Source organism: Sulfitobacter sp. (assembly GCF_039977885.1).
Classification (GTDB): Bacteria; Pseudomonadota; Alphaproteobacteria; order Rhodobacterales; family Rhodobacteraceae; genus Sulfitobacter.
In genome coordinates this window covers 644,234-658,477 of record NZ_JBDWCI010000020.1, presented here as the reverse complement: position 1 = coordinate 658,477, position 14,244 = coordinate 644,234, and the positions used below count along the sequence as shown (strand labels likewise).

Here is a 14,244-nt window from a genome sequence, read left to right as displayed (position 1 = left end):
CACGCCGAATCCGGTTTTAGTGACGGCTCAGCTGGTAGCCTCGCGCGCTAAGGCAGCGCGCACCATAGCCCGAGCGGTGACCGTCACGTGTGCGAATCCGCTGAAAACACTTTTGCGGCAGGCGATTCACTCCTGCGTAGCTGCGTTGAAGACAGCGCTGGCTGAACATCTGTGCACGGCCATCGCGGGTCCGGAAGGTCTGTAGACAATTTTGGGGCAGCGTATTGCGAACCACCCGACGCGGCAGCTCTTTTGGGATGACGCGGTGGTTACGGTGTGGCTGTACCTGGCGCTTTTTATGCTGCACCTCGCGCTTTTTGGATTTCTTGTCCTTTTTGCTTTCGTGGATGATCACACCAATTGCGGCCAGCCCCAAAAGCGCGCCAACCGCGCGGGCCGCATCGCCATCGCGGCGGTCACGATCAGCATAAGCCGGAGCGGCCCCCATAGAGGTCACCGCAATCGTTGCCGCAGTGAGTGTACCAATCAAACGGGAGGGAAGAACAAAGCGCATGTGAAGTTTCCTTTTAACCAGAGAAGCAGCACCCAAGCATGTGCGGCGATATGGGACCAAACTGAAGCAGCACCCATCAGACAGGCAATATCAGCCCCTTGTTATCGGATAACCACGTCATGAGATACGGGATGATATTGTATATCCGGCGTGAACGTCGCATCCTCGGAGATATGAAATATATCCTCCTTTCCCTTTGCATCGCCGCCACGGTCGGGCTGTTCTCGCCCGCACACGCCGCCGATTGCTATGCCGACTATAAGGCCAAACAGGACAACCCCCTGCGGCTCCACTATGGTGTGGCCGAAATAAGCGGCGCATGTTCGAAATCCTCCGCACGTTCGCAGCTACAAAAGCGGCTTGGTGCGCGAGGATGGCAATTATTGAATGTGGTGTCGGTATTTGGCCCCGAAGGATTAGCAAAAAGGAAAAGCAGTGCCGGATCAAACTTCCTCCGCTTCTGAAATGCGTCGCAGCGGTGGCCGGTTTGTGGTCATCGGCATCGCGGCAGTTGCAGGCCTGCTGGTCGTGGGCGCCGTGGTTTTGCTTTGGGCGCTGCCCGACGCCAACGCCTTTAACGCGCGGGTTGAACGCATATTTATTGAAAACGACAATTTAACCTCCGCCTCCGAGATCAAGCTGCTGGAAATCCTTGCGCAATCGGGCACAGCGTTTTCCGACACGCTCACCAATTACCGCGTTCTGATTGGCGTGTTATTGATATTCGGGGCTGCCATGCTGATCGCAGCGGTCATTTTTTTGATGTTACTGATCACTTTTAACCGCCGCATGGCCCAGATTGAGCGCACCGGAATACAGGTGTCATCGCTGTTGATCAGCCGCGAAGAGAATAAGGTCTACCTCAATAACCTCGGCTTCTCGCTCACGGATGCGGCGATGGAGACATTGGCCGTTTTGGCCGAAGCGCGCATGGATGATGACATCCTGTCCGGCAGCCAGATCGAAGGCGTCATTTCGGGGCGTAGCGCTGCGGATTGCGACGAGGCCGCAGGGGCCACGCGGATCAAACGGCTGCGCGACACATTGGGCAATCAGATGGTCAGCGAGCTTTTGGTCAAGAATATCGCACGCCGCGGTTATATGCTGGCCATCGACAAGGACGTGATCAAGGTATTGTAACAGGTCAAGCTGTGCTGGCCATTCTCGGGCTTGCGGTACTAGGGTGTCGTGACACTCTTAGAAAGGACAGCCTATGCCCGCCCCAGTCAATCCGTTCAAAAAGGCCCTCAAAGCGGGCGAGATGCAGTTTGGGTGTTGGGTAGGACTTGGCGATGCCTTCCCTGCCGAAATGATGGGCCAAGCCGGTTTTGACTGGTTGGTGCTTGATGGCGAGCACGGCCCGAACGACCTGCGATCAATCCTGTCGCAACTGCAGGCGGTTGCCAGCACCGATGCGCATCCCGTGGTACGCCTGCCTGTAGGCGAGACATATATGCTCAAACAGGTTCTGGATGCAGGGGCGCAATCGGTTTTGATCCCCATGGTAGAAAGCGCGGATCAGGCACGGCAACTGGTGCGCGATGTGACCTTCCCGCCCCATGGCGACCGTGGTGTCGGCTATGCCTTGGCGCGGGCCTCCCGTTTCAGCGTGATCGAGGATTACGGCACGACGGCAGATGCTCAAATCTGCTTGTTGGTGCAGGTCGAAAACCTGCGCGGGATGGCGGCACTGGACGAGATTCTAGCGGTTGAGGGCGTTGATGGTGTGTTCATCGGCCCTGCCGATCTGGCCGCTGACATGGGTCATATGGGGAACGCCGATCATCCCGATGTCCAGGCCGCGATCATGGATGCGCTCGCGCGGATCAAGGCCGCAGGCAAAGCGCCCGGCATCCTGTCTATGCGCGATGGCATGACCCATGACGCCATCGCTGCAGGCGCGCAATTTGTCGCCGTTGGCGCCGATATCCTGCTGCTGGGTCAGGCTGCCCGCGCATTGGCACGAAAATGGCAAGCCACCAAATCATGACGAAGCGTGCGGCGCAGCGGCCTGTTTACTTTGCTGCGCACAAAGACCTGAACGCGGCCCTGATCGCCTGCCCCTTCCCTTGAGGCGCAAAGCGGTATAACAGGCCCGCACCATCAAACATCAATATTGGAGAAAACGAGATGGGTTATCGCGTTGTGATCGCGGGTGCCACTGGGAATGTGGGCCGCGAAATGCTGAGCATCCTGGCCGAGCGCCAGTTTCCTGTGGACGAAATTGTAGCCTTGGCGAGCCGTCGGTCGCTGGGTACGGAAGTCAGCTTTGGCGATAAGACACTCACGACGAAAGACCTCGATACGTTCGATTTCACGGGCTGGGACATGGCGTTGTTTGCTGTGGGTTCCGAAGCGACCGCGAAATACGCGCCCATCGCCGCCAAGGCGGGCTGCGTGGTGATCGATAACTCGTCGCTCTACCGGTATGATGCCGATATTCCGCTGATCGTGCCAGAGGTGAACCCTCAGGCAATCCACGATTATAAGAACAAAAACATCATTGCGAACCCTAACTGCTCGACTGCGCAGATGGTTGTCGCGCTCAAGCCGCTGCATGATCGTGCCACGGTAAAGCGCGTTGTCGTCAGCACCTACCAGTCGGTTTCCGGCTCGGGGAAGGAAGGCGCAGACGAGCTTTGGGATCAGACCAAGAGCATCTACAACCCCGTCACAGATGTGCCCCCGAACAAGTTCCAAAAGCAGATTGCGTTTAACGTGATCCCGCAGATCGACGTGTTCATGGACAGCGGCGACACCAAAGAAGAGTGGAAGATGATGGTGGAGACGAAAAAGATCGTCGACACAAAAATCAAAGTCACCGCGACCTGCGTGCGTGTGCCTGTCTTTGTGGGCCATGCCGAATCGATCAACATCGAATTCGAAGACCACCTTGACGAAAACGAAGCCCGCGACATCCTGCGCGAAGCCCCCGGCATCATGGTCATCGACAAGCGTGAGGCCGGTGGCTACGTCACGCCGATCGAATGTGTGGGCGATTACGCAACCTTTATCAGCCGCATCCGTCAGGACAGCACAATTGATAACGGCATTAACCTGTGGTGTGTGTCGGACAACCTGCGCAAGGGTGCCGCGCTCAACGCGGTACAAATCGCAGAACTGCTGGGCCGCGAAGTGCTCAAGAAGGGCTGATTTCCGCCCATCACGATACTGCAAAGGGGTGCCCATTCGGGTGCCCCTTTTTCTTTGGGCTTTTGCATTGCATGATCGGGGCAATACCAAAAGGAACCACCCTATGCGCATCTTTGCCCTGATCCTTGCCACCCTGCCTGTCACCGTCACGGCCGAGACATTTACCCTGCCCTCTGCGCCCACCGCAGCAACCGTTTATCCCGATTTTGCTATGGTGTCGCGGGTGGTCAGCATTGAAGTCGGAAGCGGCACACATGACTTGATACTGGCCGATTTACCAAAATGGGTTGAAGCAAACAGCCTGCGTGTCGCGGTTAGTGGTGCGCAGCTCACCGCGACACGGTTGCGGACAGATGCGCTGCCCCCACAGCCCGACCCCGACAGCGCACAGGTGCTTGCCGCCAAGGAACGCATCGAACAGGCCAAACGCGCCTTACGCGATCTGGACGATGCAAAACAGGATGCCAGCCTTGCCGAAACGGCAGCCACGGCGCGGCTAAAATTCCTCAGCGACCTTGGAAACAGCCGGACACTTCCCCCTGAGCCCGACGCGCTGGCAGAACTGGCCCAGATGATCCAGACGCAGACCTTGATCGCAACACAGGCGCAGATCGATGCCCAACGTGCGGCCCGCACCGTCGAGGAAGGCCGTCCTGAACTCACTCAGGCATTGAAGGACGCGCAGGATGCATTGACTGCTTTGACACCTCCGGCAAAGGCGCAATCCCTGCTATCATTGTCCGTCGATGTAGCAGAGGCCGGCGAGGTAGAAGTATCTCTCCAATATCCGGTACAGGCCTCATGGGTGCCGACCTATGATATCTTTCTGCAACGCGGTGATACAGATGGCTTGACCCTTCGCCGCGCGGCGCGCGTATCACAAAACAGCGGTGAGAACTGGCAAGCTGTAGAGCTGACTCTGTCGACCCTCTCGCCCAGTGGAAAGCTGCGCCCCTCCGAGCTTTACCCCCGTCGAATCCAGTTTCAAGACAAGCAAGCAGCCCAAGCCATCCGCCGTAGTCTCTCGGCGGATTTTGCAGCCGCTGACGCTCCCGCCCCTGCGCTCAAGGCAGAGTTGAGCCCAGTAGCCCAGTTCGACGGCATCGGTGTGCGCTATCCCGTGCCAAAGCCTGTCACATTAGCCCATAGCGCTGAGGCCGCCCGCATCCCGTTGGATGCACTGGCATTCGATGCCCGCGTGTTTGCCCGCGCAGTGCCTGCCTCTGACACCACCGCCTTTTTGATGGCCGAGGGCACAAATTCGTCCAAGGAACCACTTTTGGCGGCTCCTATCGCCCGACTTTTTGTGGACGGGGCACTGGTGGGCCAGACGCATTTTGAATCCGTACCTGCCGGAGGGTCAATCGTGCAAGCCTTTGGCCCGCTCGAGGACATCCGGCTGACCCGCTCGGTTCTGGACCTCAGCGAAGGCGATCGCGGGTTTATCAGCCGCAGCAATGCGCAGGTTCAGGAGGTTCTTATGACCCTTGAAAATCTGGGCGCACAGGCGTGGGATGTCGAAGTTCTGGATGCAGTGCCCTACAGCGAACAAGACGATCTGATTGTCGAGCTGGGCGGCACCCCTGCGATAGACGTACAGAATGTGGATGATCGTCGCGGATTGATGCAGTGGAACCTTGCGCTGGATGCAGGTGCCACGCAGGAGATTAAAGTAGAGCAAACCATCCGCTGGCCAGAGGGCAAGATCCTACGCTGAGCAATTGCGCGCGTCCTTAAATGGCCCCGGTTCCGGGTAGTTTAGACCCAAAACGCTGGGTCAACCCGCCACAGGTTGCCCCTACATCAGCTGTATTGCACAGGTGGCGGCCCGTCGTACTCGCATAGATGCCGATCTCATCCCCCAATGCACGCAGCTCCATCCCCTCAATCGCAAGGCGATTTATCAGGTCAGGCCAGCTTTTGGCGGCAGCGATATGGCGGGTGATAACCGCCTTACGGGTCTGATCTATGCGCCCTGCTGGCATGATGCAGGCCGCGCTTTTCACCGGCTGATGGCCGGGGATATGGCTGCCAAACCGCTCAACTAACATGCCATAGGAAAATCCCAATTCGGATGCTTTGCACACGCGGGTGTTGCAGCTCGATTTATACAAAACGGCCCCGCCACCTGCCGGCTGCAACTCATAGCCGTGCGGGCGCAGACGCTTCTGTAGATCCGCCCAGTCTTTTGCCTCCGCAAAGTCCCGTGCGAGGAGCGCCTGCACAGCAGCAAGAAGCCGCGCGTCAGGCCCTGCATCGCGGGTCTTGCCAGACAGCTGCCGATCGACTTCCCGTTTCAGCAAGACACGCACCATATGCCCGATGGTCACGTCACGCGCTGTTGCAACACGCTGCGCACCTGACAACAGGTCACGCGGTAGTTTAAGGGTCACTGATTCCAAATCCATACCCGAACCCTGCGTCCGAGTTGGTTAATGACGCGTTAAAAGCGTTCAGCCCTCAACACGTCACACAACCCGCGCCCCGCAAGGCTCAAGAATTCAGGCAACTACTTACCCGTTGCTAGATTAGCGTTCCGGATTGCCTCAAACAGCGGCGAATTCGGTCAATGCCGGATCGTAATATTCCAGACCGCCTTCACCGATATCCGTCCATAGGCCGTGCAGTGTCAAAGAGCCGCTGCCGACTTTCTCGGCCAACCACGGGAAGGTCATCAGATTCTCCAACGATGTCACAACAGCAAGCTTTTCAAGCTGGCGGACTTGTTCGGCACTATCTGCAATATCTTTGACCAGTTCATATTTGGGCCGCAGGATATCCATCCAACGCCCGACAAAGCTGTCTTTTGCGTCCAGCTCGGGCGCGTTGCCGCTGCACATATCCTTACAGCCCAACACCCCACCACAGCTGGAGTGGCCAAGCACGATCAAATGCGAGACCTTCAACACCTCTACGGCATATTCCACAGCCGCGGATGTACCGTGATGCGCGCCATCGGGCTCGAACGCGGGCACCAGTGCCGCGATATTCCGGTGAATAAAGAATTCGCCCTGATCGGCCCCGAAGATTGATGTGACATGCACACGGCTGTCACAGCAAGAGATCACCATCGCCCGCGGGTGCTGACCCTCGCTCGCCAATTTGCGATACCACGAGCTGTTTTCTTTGTACGTTGTCGCTTTCCAGCCATGATAACGCTGAACCAGATAGCTAGGAAGTGGCTTTACTTCTTTCATGGAAGGGAATCTCCGTATTAATGTTCGCACCCAGATAGACTGAATTCGCCCCTAATTCGAGAGAAAAGACCCTTGGCGGGAAAGGATTTAAAAACGCATGTAACGGATAAGGACCAAAGCCGTGGGGGCTTTTTAAGGGGTGAGTGATGTGTGAGATCTTTAAAATCCGTTTATCCGAGTCTGTGCAATTGGATCAGGCGCGGCTGGATATGTTGTTTTCGCAGCTGGGAGATGCCGGTGCGCAAAACGTGATGTGCCGTGCCATGGAGGAGCTCGCCGTGCGTTTGTCGCAATGCGACACGCTGTGGCGGGCGCAAAACAAAATGCAACTGCGCAAACATGCACGGTCGTTGATTGCGATTGCCGACCAGATCGGCATGGCGACGTTGGCACGGACTGCAGGCGATGTAACGGATTGTATCGACATAAGGGATGATGTGGCGCTTGCTGCGACCCTGTCGCGGATGTTGCGCATCGGTGAGCGGTCGTTGGCTGCGGTCTGGTCGATGGAAAACCTGAGTTTGTGAGCACGGTTGCAGCGGCTGTAGGATGGGATAGTCTGGATAGGCAGCCTAACTAGCCTGAAAGGTCCTACGCTCATGTCTCTATGCTTTGCAGATCCCGGCAGCGATGCCATAGATCTTTATGTTGTGGCCCAACAAGATGCCGAAGCGTGGATCGACACACTACCACCCGCCACGGCCGCATGGGCGCGGGATTGCGATTTTACGGGCGGTATTGGCCAGACGTTAAGCTTGCCTGCCACAGATACACACCCCGCCCTCGCTGCCGTTGGCTATGGCAGTGAGGTCACGCGCCGCCGCACGCGTTTCGCGCTGGCCGCGGCTGCGGGGAAATTACCTGCGGGGGCCTACCGCATCGCGCAGGGTTTGCCGGCGGAAGATGCACCTGAGCAAGCGTTAGGCTGGTTGTTGAGCGGATACCGCTTTGACCGCTACAAAGCCGCCAAACCGATGAAAGCAAAATTGATCGCCCCGGAGGGCGTCAATGCAGCCCAAATCGAAGCAATCGTTGCAGGCGAAGCCTTGACCCGTACGCTGATCAACACACCTGCCAATGACATGGGCCCGCCCGATCTGGAACAGGCCGCGCGTGATTTGGCCACAGGGCACGGTGCCACCATTCACGTCACCACCGGCGAAGATTTACTGGCTGCCAATCTACCATTGATCCACACAGTTGGTCGCGCTGCGGACCGCGCGCCACGTTTGATTGATATGCGGTGGGGCGATTCAGGGCCGACGCTCACGCTGGTTGGTAAAGGCGTGTGCTTTGACACCGGCGGGCTCAACCTCAAACTCGGTGGGTCGATGGGGTTGATGAAAAAAGACATGGGCGGGGCAGCCGCGGTGCTGGGCCTTGCGCATATGATCATGGCGACAGAGCAAAAGCTACGTCTGCGCGTGTTAATCCCAGCGGTTGAGAACTCTGTCTCGGCCAACGCCTTTCGCCCGCAGGATATCCTGACCTCCCGCAAGGGTCTCACGGTCGAGATTAACAATACCGATGCTGAAGGCCGTCTGGTGCTGGCCGATGCGCTGGCCTTGGCCGATGAGGAAGCACCGGATCAGATCATATCAATGGCGACGCTGACAGGCGCGGCGCGGGTGGCGGTTGGGCCTGATCTGGCCCCTTACTTCAGCGACGACCAGAACTTTGTCTCCGCGCTCGAGACTGCGGCCGCGCAAGTGGCTGATCCGGTCTGGCGCATGCCATTTCATACGCCTTATGAAGCGATGATCGAGCCGGCAATTGCCGATCTGGACAATGCGCCTGCGGGCGGCTTTGCCGGCTGCATCACTGCGGCCCTGTTCCTGCGACGGTTTGTGACGGGTAGCAACTATGCGCACTTCGACATATACGGCTGGCAACCCAGCGATGCGCCCGCACGCGCCAAAGGTGGCGTGGGCCAAGGCACACGCGCATTGCTTCACGCCCTCGACAGGATTTTAGACATATGAGCGACCCTCGCATCACCCCCGACCCAACCCGCACCGGCCTGAATGAGGCCGCGCAAATCGGGCGGGGCGTTGTGAACCTGCTGCGCAAACCCAATGGCGCGCGCGATCGCCAATTGCTGATGGGGGCCGATGTCACCGTGATGTGGCGCGAAGACGGCTGGGCCTATGTTAAATCCGCCGCTGACGGCTATTGTGGCTATGTTGGTGTCGCATCCCTGACTGCGCCTCAAACCCTGACCCATAAGGTCAGCGCCGCCTCAAGCCACGGCTACCAGAATGCCAATTTCAAATCCATTGACCGCTGCGCCATCAGCCATGGCAGCAAATTGGCCATGCTTGACGAAAAAGACGGATTTATCCGCACGACACATGGCTTTGTCAGTAAAAAGCACCTGACCCCGATCGACGCCATGGAAACCGATCCGGCAAGCGTTGCGGCACTTTACCTCGACACGCCATATCTGTGGGGCGGCAACAGCCGTTGGGGCATTGATTGCTCGGGTCTGGTTCAGGCCGCCTGCATGGCCTGTGGTATTCCCTGCCCCGGCGACAGCGACTTACAAGAAGCCACCCTTGGCGAAATTTTACCTGATGGTTCACTACCGCAGCGCAATGACCTGCTGTTCTGGAAAGGCCACGTGGCCCTTGTCTGGGACGAAGAAACGGTCATCCACGCCAATGCGCATGCCATGGGCTGTGTTCTGGAACCCATTGAAGATGCTATTGCGCGGATTGATGAAACAGACGGCCCAATCACTGCACACCGCCGACTGCCTACCGCACAATAATCAGCCTGCAGCGCAAGCTAGTCCACCGCGCGGATCAGCTTGCGCTCAAGCACGCGCAACACCGATTTCAGGTCATGTCCCCGCTTGAGGACCTGCCCATTCAGGCCGATAACTGCATACATGCCTTGTTTGCTACGCAATTTCGGCCGTTTTTCAATCCGGTAAAGCGGCATTTCTGCTGTACGTCGAAAGACCGAAAAAACGGCGACTTCGCGCAGACATGATATGCCATAGTCCCGCCATTCCCCCGCCGCGACCATCCGCCCGTACAGCGACAGGATCACAGATAACTCGGTACGGTGAAAGGCTATTTGCTCAGCAGGGCGAATGCCTCCCTGCGGGCTGTTACTTGGAAAGGTGGGTATACTCATATCTTCAGATTTGCGGTGGATGACGCGCAAATCAAGCCATTAAAGGGTAAAACTGCCTAGATATCGGGAACATCAAAGCGCTTTGCCTCAAATGGCTCACTCTTTACCAGCTGCTGTGTTCGCATCGATGATCTGACCTGCAAGTGCGGCCAAATCACTATTGATAAAATCGGGCGTGGGCACATTCGGCGCATGAAGGGCATTGTTATTGGGCCGCGTGACAAGCGCCCCCTGCCAGCCCGCGGATTGCGCGCCGATGGTGTCCCAAACGTGACAGGCGACCATACATAGCCCGGACGGCTCCACGCCCATCGCCTTTGCGACCATGTCATAGGTGTCCGGATGCGGTTTGAATTTTTCAACATCAGCAACACTGAAGTGCCTATCGAAAAGCCCCGCTATGCCTGCCTTTTCAAGAGGTGTCGGTGATGGAGAAGGCGCAGAGTTCGTCAGCGTTACCAGCTGAAAGCCCGCTGCACGAAGCCTATCCAGCGCCGGTTTCACATCTACATAAGCCGGCATAGAAACAATCAAGGATTTGAGCTCTGAAATATCGGCGTCCGTAATCGCGACTGAATTATTCTCTCCGACCATGCGCAAAATACCCCCTGCCAGCTCACCAAAGGGGGTGTATTTGCCTGACAAGGTCACCGCCTGAGAATACAGAACAAGTTCTGCAAACCACGCGCGCAGCATCGCGGCATCGCCAAACAGGCGCTCAAATAGTGGTTCAAGCGTCGTAATATCGAGCAGGGTTTCGTTGACGTCGAAAACAATTGTGGAAACCGGCGCGGGATCAGACATGGGGCCATCTCCTCCTCATAAAATCATGTGTTAAGCACGAAATTAGCACTGCCCAAGCGTTCGGCTACCCGCAGGTGACTGAAATAATCGTGTCCGTGTCATCCAGCCCTACATTCAGGCGCGCAGGTTTAAAGTCTGTGGTTACCACATCATGTGGGCCTGCAAGGCGCTTTGGTTCTGGCAAGGCAAGCGCCGATGCCGCATCCAGACCGATCAAACGCTGATGCGCCGATGCGTTGCACGTATCGGGTGCGTTTGTGCTGCTGCCGCTTGTTGGGGTCGTGCTGAGAGCGTTGCTGCATCCTGCCAGTAGAAGCCCTGCAAATATTGTATATTTCATGTTCCGTACCTCGCCAAAAATGTCTCTACCGCGCTGTTAATCACACGATCAATGTCCTGCACTGTTACATCCTTGATCACCCCAAAGATCAACCGTGTCCACAAATCGGCTTTGCACAGCTCTCCGAATTGATCCGCCGCAAGCTCGTAGTCGCCCACAACCAACTCCCCCCGCGCGCAAGCCTCTCCAAAATAGGCTACCATTTCATCACGCATCACCGCGGGGCCTGTTTCATAAAACCGCCGACCCAAATCCGGAAACCGGTCTGCCTCTGCCACGCATATCCGAAAAATCTGCTCACCCAATTTCGAGGTGATAAAGCTCAGGAATGTGCGGCCAACTTCGCCCAACACTTCGCGGGGCGGGGCCGAGCGGTCGATCCGCGCCAAAGCAGAACTGGCCTGTCGCTGGCATTCGTTCTGGGCCACTTCGCTAAACAGCATCCGCTTGTCGGGGAAATATTTGTACATGGTGGCCTTAGACACGCCTGCCGTGCGGGCGATTTCGTCCACGCTTGCCCCCTCAAAGCCATCTGCCATGAATACCTCACGCGCGCCAACAAGCAGCTGTTCGTATTTGCGGCCCCGCTGAATAGGTCCTTTGGCGACAGTATCGGTCATGGTGGCTCCTGAAGAGGAATGTTCAGCATATAAACTGAACGGTTCACTTCCAAGAGTGAATATCGTTCACATTCGGGATACACCCTCCGGTAGATAGAAACTGGTCCGCTGATGAAAGCGAATTTACTCTAGCTTGAGGTACTGCGCCAAGCTATCTGTTTAATATGATTGCGATCTTCCTCAAGACACTCCCGTTTTTCGCCCTTATCGCCGTTGGATACTGGGCCGGTCGCACGCGGTTTTTCACGGCCGAGGCGACGGCCTATTTGACAAAATTCATCTTTTACTTTGCGCTTTCGGCTATGCTGTTCCGGTTTTCTGCCAACCTCTCGTTCGCTGATGTCTGGAACACGCGTCTGGTTGTGGCCTACCTGTGGGGCACCGCGTTTGTGTATGGCCTCGCCACGCTCGTTTGCTACATGCGTGGCGTGAGCATGCAAATCACCGCGATCGAGGCGCAATGCGCTGTTATCGGCAATGTCGGCTTTCTGGGCGTGCCAATGCTGACCCTGCTTTTGGGGGCCGAAGCGATTGGCCCTGTGATGACGGCCTTGGCGATTGATCTGATTGTCTTCTCTTCGCTTATTGTGATTTTGATCACCGGCTCGCGGGACGGACAGTTAAGCTGGGCCGTATTGCGCCCCGTGGGTCTTGGGCTGTTGAAAAACCCGATGATCGTCGCGATCACGCTGGGGTTGCTTTGGTCGGGTCTGAAAATCCCGATTCCCGTGCCGTTGAATGAATTTCTGGACCTGCTTGGTGCCGCAGCCACACCCGGAGCCCTGTTTGCCATCGGGGCGTCGCTTGCTTTGAAATCAGCCGAGCGTTTATCAGTCGCCGGTTGGCTCAGCTTTTGCAAGCTGGTGCTGCATCCCCTGTTTGTGGGTTTTGCGTGTTTTATCCTGTTCAAGGTAGACCCTTATCAGGCCATGGTCATCACTTCGGCCGCGGCCCTGCCCGTTGCCGGTAATGTCTATATGCTGGCACAACACTATGGCATCGCACCGCAACGCGCTTCGGCGGCGATCCTTGTCTCTACAGCGCTTAGCATTGTAACACTTAGCCTATGCATCGCATGGCTGACCGCACCCTAGGCGCATCCCCTCTTGCCCCTCGGGCACGCGCTCGGTAGCCATAACCGACCCTATTATAAGGAACCTCCATGGAAACGCTTTCAACCAATGCCTGCTTTGGCGGTACGCAGCATGTCATCAAACATAGCTCGGCGGCCTGTGCATGTGACATGACTTTTGCCCTGTTCCTACCTGCCGAAGCGGCAGATGGACCTGTACCGGTATTGTGGTTCCTTTCCGGCCTGACCTGCACTCATGAAAATGCGATGGTCAAAGCTGGCGCACAGGCTTGGGCCGCTGAGCAGGGCATCGCGCTGGTCTATCCTGACACCTCACCGCGCGGCGAAAATGTCGCCAACGACGAAGCCTATGATCTGGGCCAAGGTGCCGGTTTCTATGTGAACGCAACCCAAGACCCATGGAAGCCCCATTTTCAAATGTGGAGCTATATCGCAGACGAACTGCCCGCCCTGCTTACCGAACACTTCCCTGTGGATATGGACCGCCAAGCAATCACCGGCCACTCCATGGGCGGCCATGGTGCGCTGACGCTGGCGATGTCCCTGCCCGGGCGCTTTGCCTCTGTCTCGGCCTTTGCGCCGATTGCGCACCCCACCGCCAGTGATTGGGGCCGCAAACAAATGGCTGCCTATCTGGGCGAGGATGAGGCAAATTGGACCGCCCATGATGCGACCTTACTGATGCAGGAAAAGGGCTTTGACGGGCCTGTATTGATTGATCAGGGCACTGACGATCAGTTCCTTGAGCTGCTGCAACCCGAAGCGCTGAGCGCAGCAATGGCCAAACGCCGGCAGAACGGCACCTTCCGCATGCAACCCGGCTATGATCACAGCTATTTCTTCATCGCCTCTTTTATGGAAGACCACGTGACCTTCCACGCCGAAGCGCTGTGGTCCGCATGACGGCACTTTACATCGACGCGGACGCCTGCCCGGTCAAAGAAGAGGCCGAGCGGGTGACCACGCGCCACAAGATCAAGATGTTTGTGGTCTCGAACGGTGGTCTGCGCCCTTCGCAAAACCCGTATGTAGAGACTGTCATTGTGCCTGATGGCCCCGATGTGGCCGACATGTGGATCGCCGAGCGCTGCGGGCGCGGTGATGTCGTCGTGACCGGTGACATTCCGCTGGCCGCCAAATGTGTCGAAGCCGGCGCCCGCGTGATCAAGCACAACGGCGAGGCGCTCACTCAGGCCAATATCGGCAACGTTCTGGCCACCCGCGATCTGATGACCGACCTACGCGCCGCTGACCCCTTTCGGCAAGGCGGCGGCAAAGGCTTTACAAAAGCAGACCGCTCCCGCTTTCTTGAGGCGTTAGAGCGTGAAATCAGGGCTGCGCAAAAGCTGTAACAGCCCGACCGGCAAAATTGCCGCGCCCGT

Annotated in this window: 18 protein-coding genes; 11 read left to right on the top strand and 7 right to left on the bottom strand. The window is 57.2% G+C overall.

The window, feature by feature from the left end; all coding sequences use genetic code 11:
- Window positions 1-16: 16 nt before the first annotated feature.
- A complete protein-coding gene (locus ABJM03_RS16880) occupies window positions 17-514 on the bottom strand; it encodes a hypothetical protein (protein WP_348419007.1) in 498 nt (165 codons plus the stop codon).
- 173 nt (window positions 515-687) lie between these two features.
- Here ABJM03_RS16880 and ABJM03_RS16875 point away from each other — a divergent pair, with 173 nt between their 5' ends.
- The 5 genes from ABJM03_RS16875 to ABJM03_RS16855 all read left to right on the top strand — a co-directional run bounded on the left by ABJM03_RS16875 (window position 688) and on the right by ABJM03_RS16855 (window position 5,384).
- Complete coding sequence (locus ABJM03_RS16875; protein ID WP_348419162.1) at window positions 688-978, top strand: hypothetical protein; 291 nt, start codon at window positions 688-690, stop codon at window positions 976-978.
- The gene (locus ABJM03_RS16870; RefSeq protein WP_348419006.1) at window positions 950-1,654 is read left to right on the top strand and encodes a hypothetical protein; all 705 of its coding nucleotides are present in this window, start codon (window positions 950-952) and stop codon (window positions 1,652-1,654) included. Before ABJM03_RS16875 ends, ABJM03_RS16870 begins: the two co-directional genes overlap by 29 nt.
- 73 nt (window positions 1,655-1,727) lie before the next feature.
- Window positions 1,728-2,504: an HpcH/HpaI aldolase/citrate lyase family protein gene (locus ABJM03_RS16865; protein ID WP_348419005.1), complete on the top strand. Its 777-nt coding sequence runs from the start codon at window positions 1,728-1,730 to the stop codon at window positions 2,502-2,504.
- Between the two features lie 140 nt (window positions 2,505-2,644).
- A complete protein-coding gene (locus ABJM03_RS16860) occupies window positions 2,645-3,667 on the top strand; it encodes an aspartate-semialdehyde dehydrogenase (protein ID WP_348419004.1) in 1,023 nt (340 codons plus the stop codon).
- A 103-nt stretch (window positions 3,668-3,770) separates the two neighbouring features.
- A complete protein-coding gene (locus ABJM03_RS16855; protein ID WP_348419003.1) occupies window positions 3,771-5,384 on the top strand; it encodes a DUF4139 domain-containing protein in 1,614 nt (537 codons plus the stop codon).
- A gap of 16 nt (window positions 5,385-5,400) precedes the next feature.
- Here the strand turns inward: ABJM03_RS16855 and ABJM03_RS16850 are convergent, their stop codons facing one another.
- Both ABJM03_RS16850 and ABJM03_RS16845 read right to left on the bottom strand, forming a co-directional pair.
- A complete protein-coding gene (locus ABJM03_RS16850) occupies window positions 5,401-6,075 on the bottom strand; it encodes a hypothetical protein (RefSeq protein WP_348419002.1) in 675 nt (224 codons plus the stop codon).
- 138 nt (window positions 6,076-6,213) lie between these two features.
- A complete protein-coding gene (locus ABJM03_RS16845; RefSeq protein WP_348419001.1) occupies window positions 6,214-6,864 on the bottom strand; it encodes a carbonic anhydrase in 651 nt (216 codons plus the stop codon).
- Between the two features lie 146 nt (window positions 6,865-7,010).
- Between ABJM03_RS16845 and ABJM03_RS16840 the strand changes: the two genes are divergently transcribed.
- From ABJM03_RS16840 to ABJM03_RS16830, 3 genes are all read left to right on the top strand, one after another.
- On the top strand, window positions 7,011-7,391 hold the full coding sequence (locus ABJM03_RS16840; RefSeq protein WP_348419000.1) for a hypothetical protein: 381 nt from the start codon (window positions 7,011-7,013) through the stop codon (window positions 7,389-7,391).
- Between the two features lie 72 nt (window positions 7,392-7,463).
- Complete coding sequence (locus tag ABJM03_RS16835) at window positions 7,464-8,846, top strand: leucyl aminopeptidase family protein (RefSeq protein ID WP_348418999.1); 1,383 nt, start codon at window positions 7,464-7,466, stop codon at window positions 8,844-8,846.
- Complete coding sequence (locus ABJM03_RS16830; RefSeq protein WP_348418998.1) at window positions 8,843-9,634, top strand: NlpC/P60 family protein; 792 nt, start codon at window positions 8,843-8,845, stop codon at window positions 9,632-9,634. Before ABJM03_RS16835 ends, ABJM03_RS16830 begins: the two co-directional genes overlap by 4 nt.
- Window positions 9,635-9,651: 17 nt before the next feature.
- Here the strand turns inward: ABJM03_RS16830 and ABJM03_RS16825 are convergent, their stop codons facing one another.
- The 4 genes from ABJM03_RS16825 to ABJM03_RS16810 form a co-directional block, all read right to left on the bottom strand.
- Complete coding sequence (locus tag ABJM03_RS16825; RefSeq protein ID WP_348418997.1) at window positions 9,652-10,005, bottom strand: DUF2794 domain-containing protein; 354 nt, start codon at window positions 10,003-10,005, stop codon at window positions 9,652-9,654.
- A gap of 96 nt (window positions 10,006-10,101) precedes the next feature.
- Window positions 10,102-10,809 carry a haloacid dehalogenase type II gene (locus tag ABJM03_RS16820; protein ID WP_348418996.1) on the bottom strand — a complete coding sequence of 236 codons (708 nt, stop codon included), beginning with the start codon at window positions 10,807-10,809 and terminating at the stop codon, window positions 10,102-10,104.
- Between the two features lie 64 nt (window positions 10,810-10,873).
- On the bottom strand, window positions 10,874-11,149 hold the full coding sequence (locus tag ABJM03_RS16815) for an I78 family peptidase inhibitor (RefSeq protein WP_348418995.1): 276 nt from the start codon (window positions 11,147-11,149) through the stop codon (window positions 10,874-10,876).
- Window positions 11,146-11,769, bottom strand: coding sequence for a TetR/AcrR family transcriptional regulator (locus ABJM03_RS16810; protein ID WP_348418994.1), 624 nt, complete (start codon window positions 11,767-11,769; stop codon window positions 11,146-11,148). Before ABJM03_RS16810 ends, ABJM03_RS16815 begins: the two co-directional genes overlap by 4 nt.
- Window positions 11,770-11,933: 164 nt before the next feature.
- On the opposite strand from ABJM03_RS16810, the gene ABJM03_RS16805 reads away from it, so the two are divergent.
- The 3 genes from ABJM03_RS16805 to ABJM03_RS16795 all read left to right on the top strand — a co-directional run bounded on the left by ABJM03_RS16805 (window position 11,934) and on the right by ABJM03_RS16795 (window position 14,214).
- Window positions 11,934-12,863, top strand: coding sequence for an AEC family transporter (locus tag ABJM03_RS16805; protein WP_348418993.1), 930 nt, complete (start codon window positions 11,934-11,936; stop codon window positions 12,861-12,863).
- Window positions 12,864-12,931: 68 nt separating this feature from the next.
- A complete protein-coding gene (fghA, locus tag ABJM03_RS16800; protein WP_348418992.1) occupies window positions 12,932-13,765 on the top strand; it encodes an S-formylglutathione hydrolase in 834 nt (277 codons plus the stop codon).
- A complete protein-coding gene (locus ABJM03_RS16795) occupies window positions 13,762-14,214 on the top strand; it encodes a YaiI/YqxD family protein (RefSeq protein ID WP_348418991.1) in 453 nt (150 codons plus the stop codon). Before fghA ends, ABJM03_RS16795 begins: the two co-directional genes overlap by 4 nt.
- Window positions 14,215-14,244: the final 30 nt, after the last annotated feature.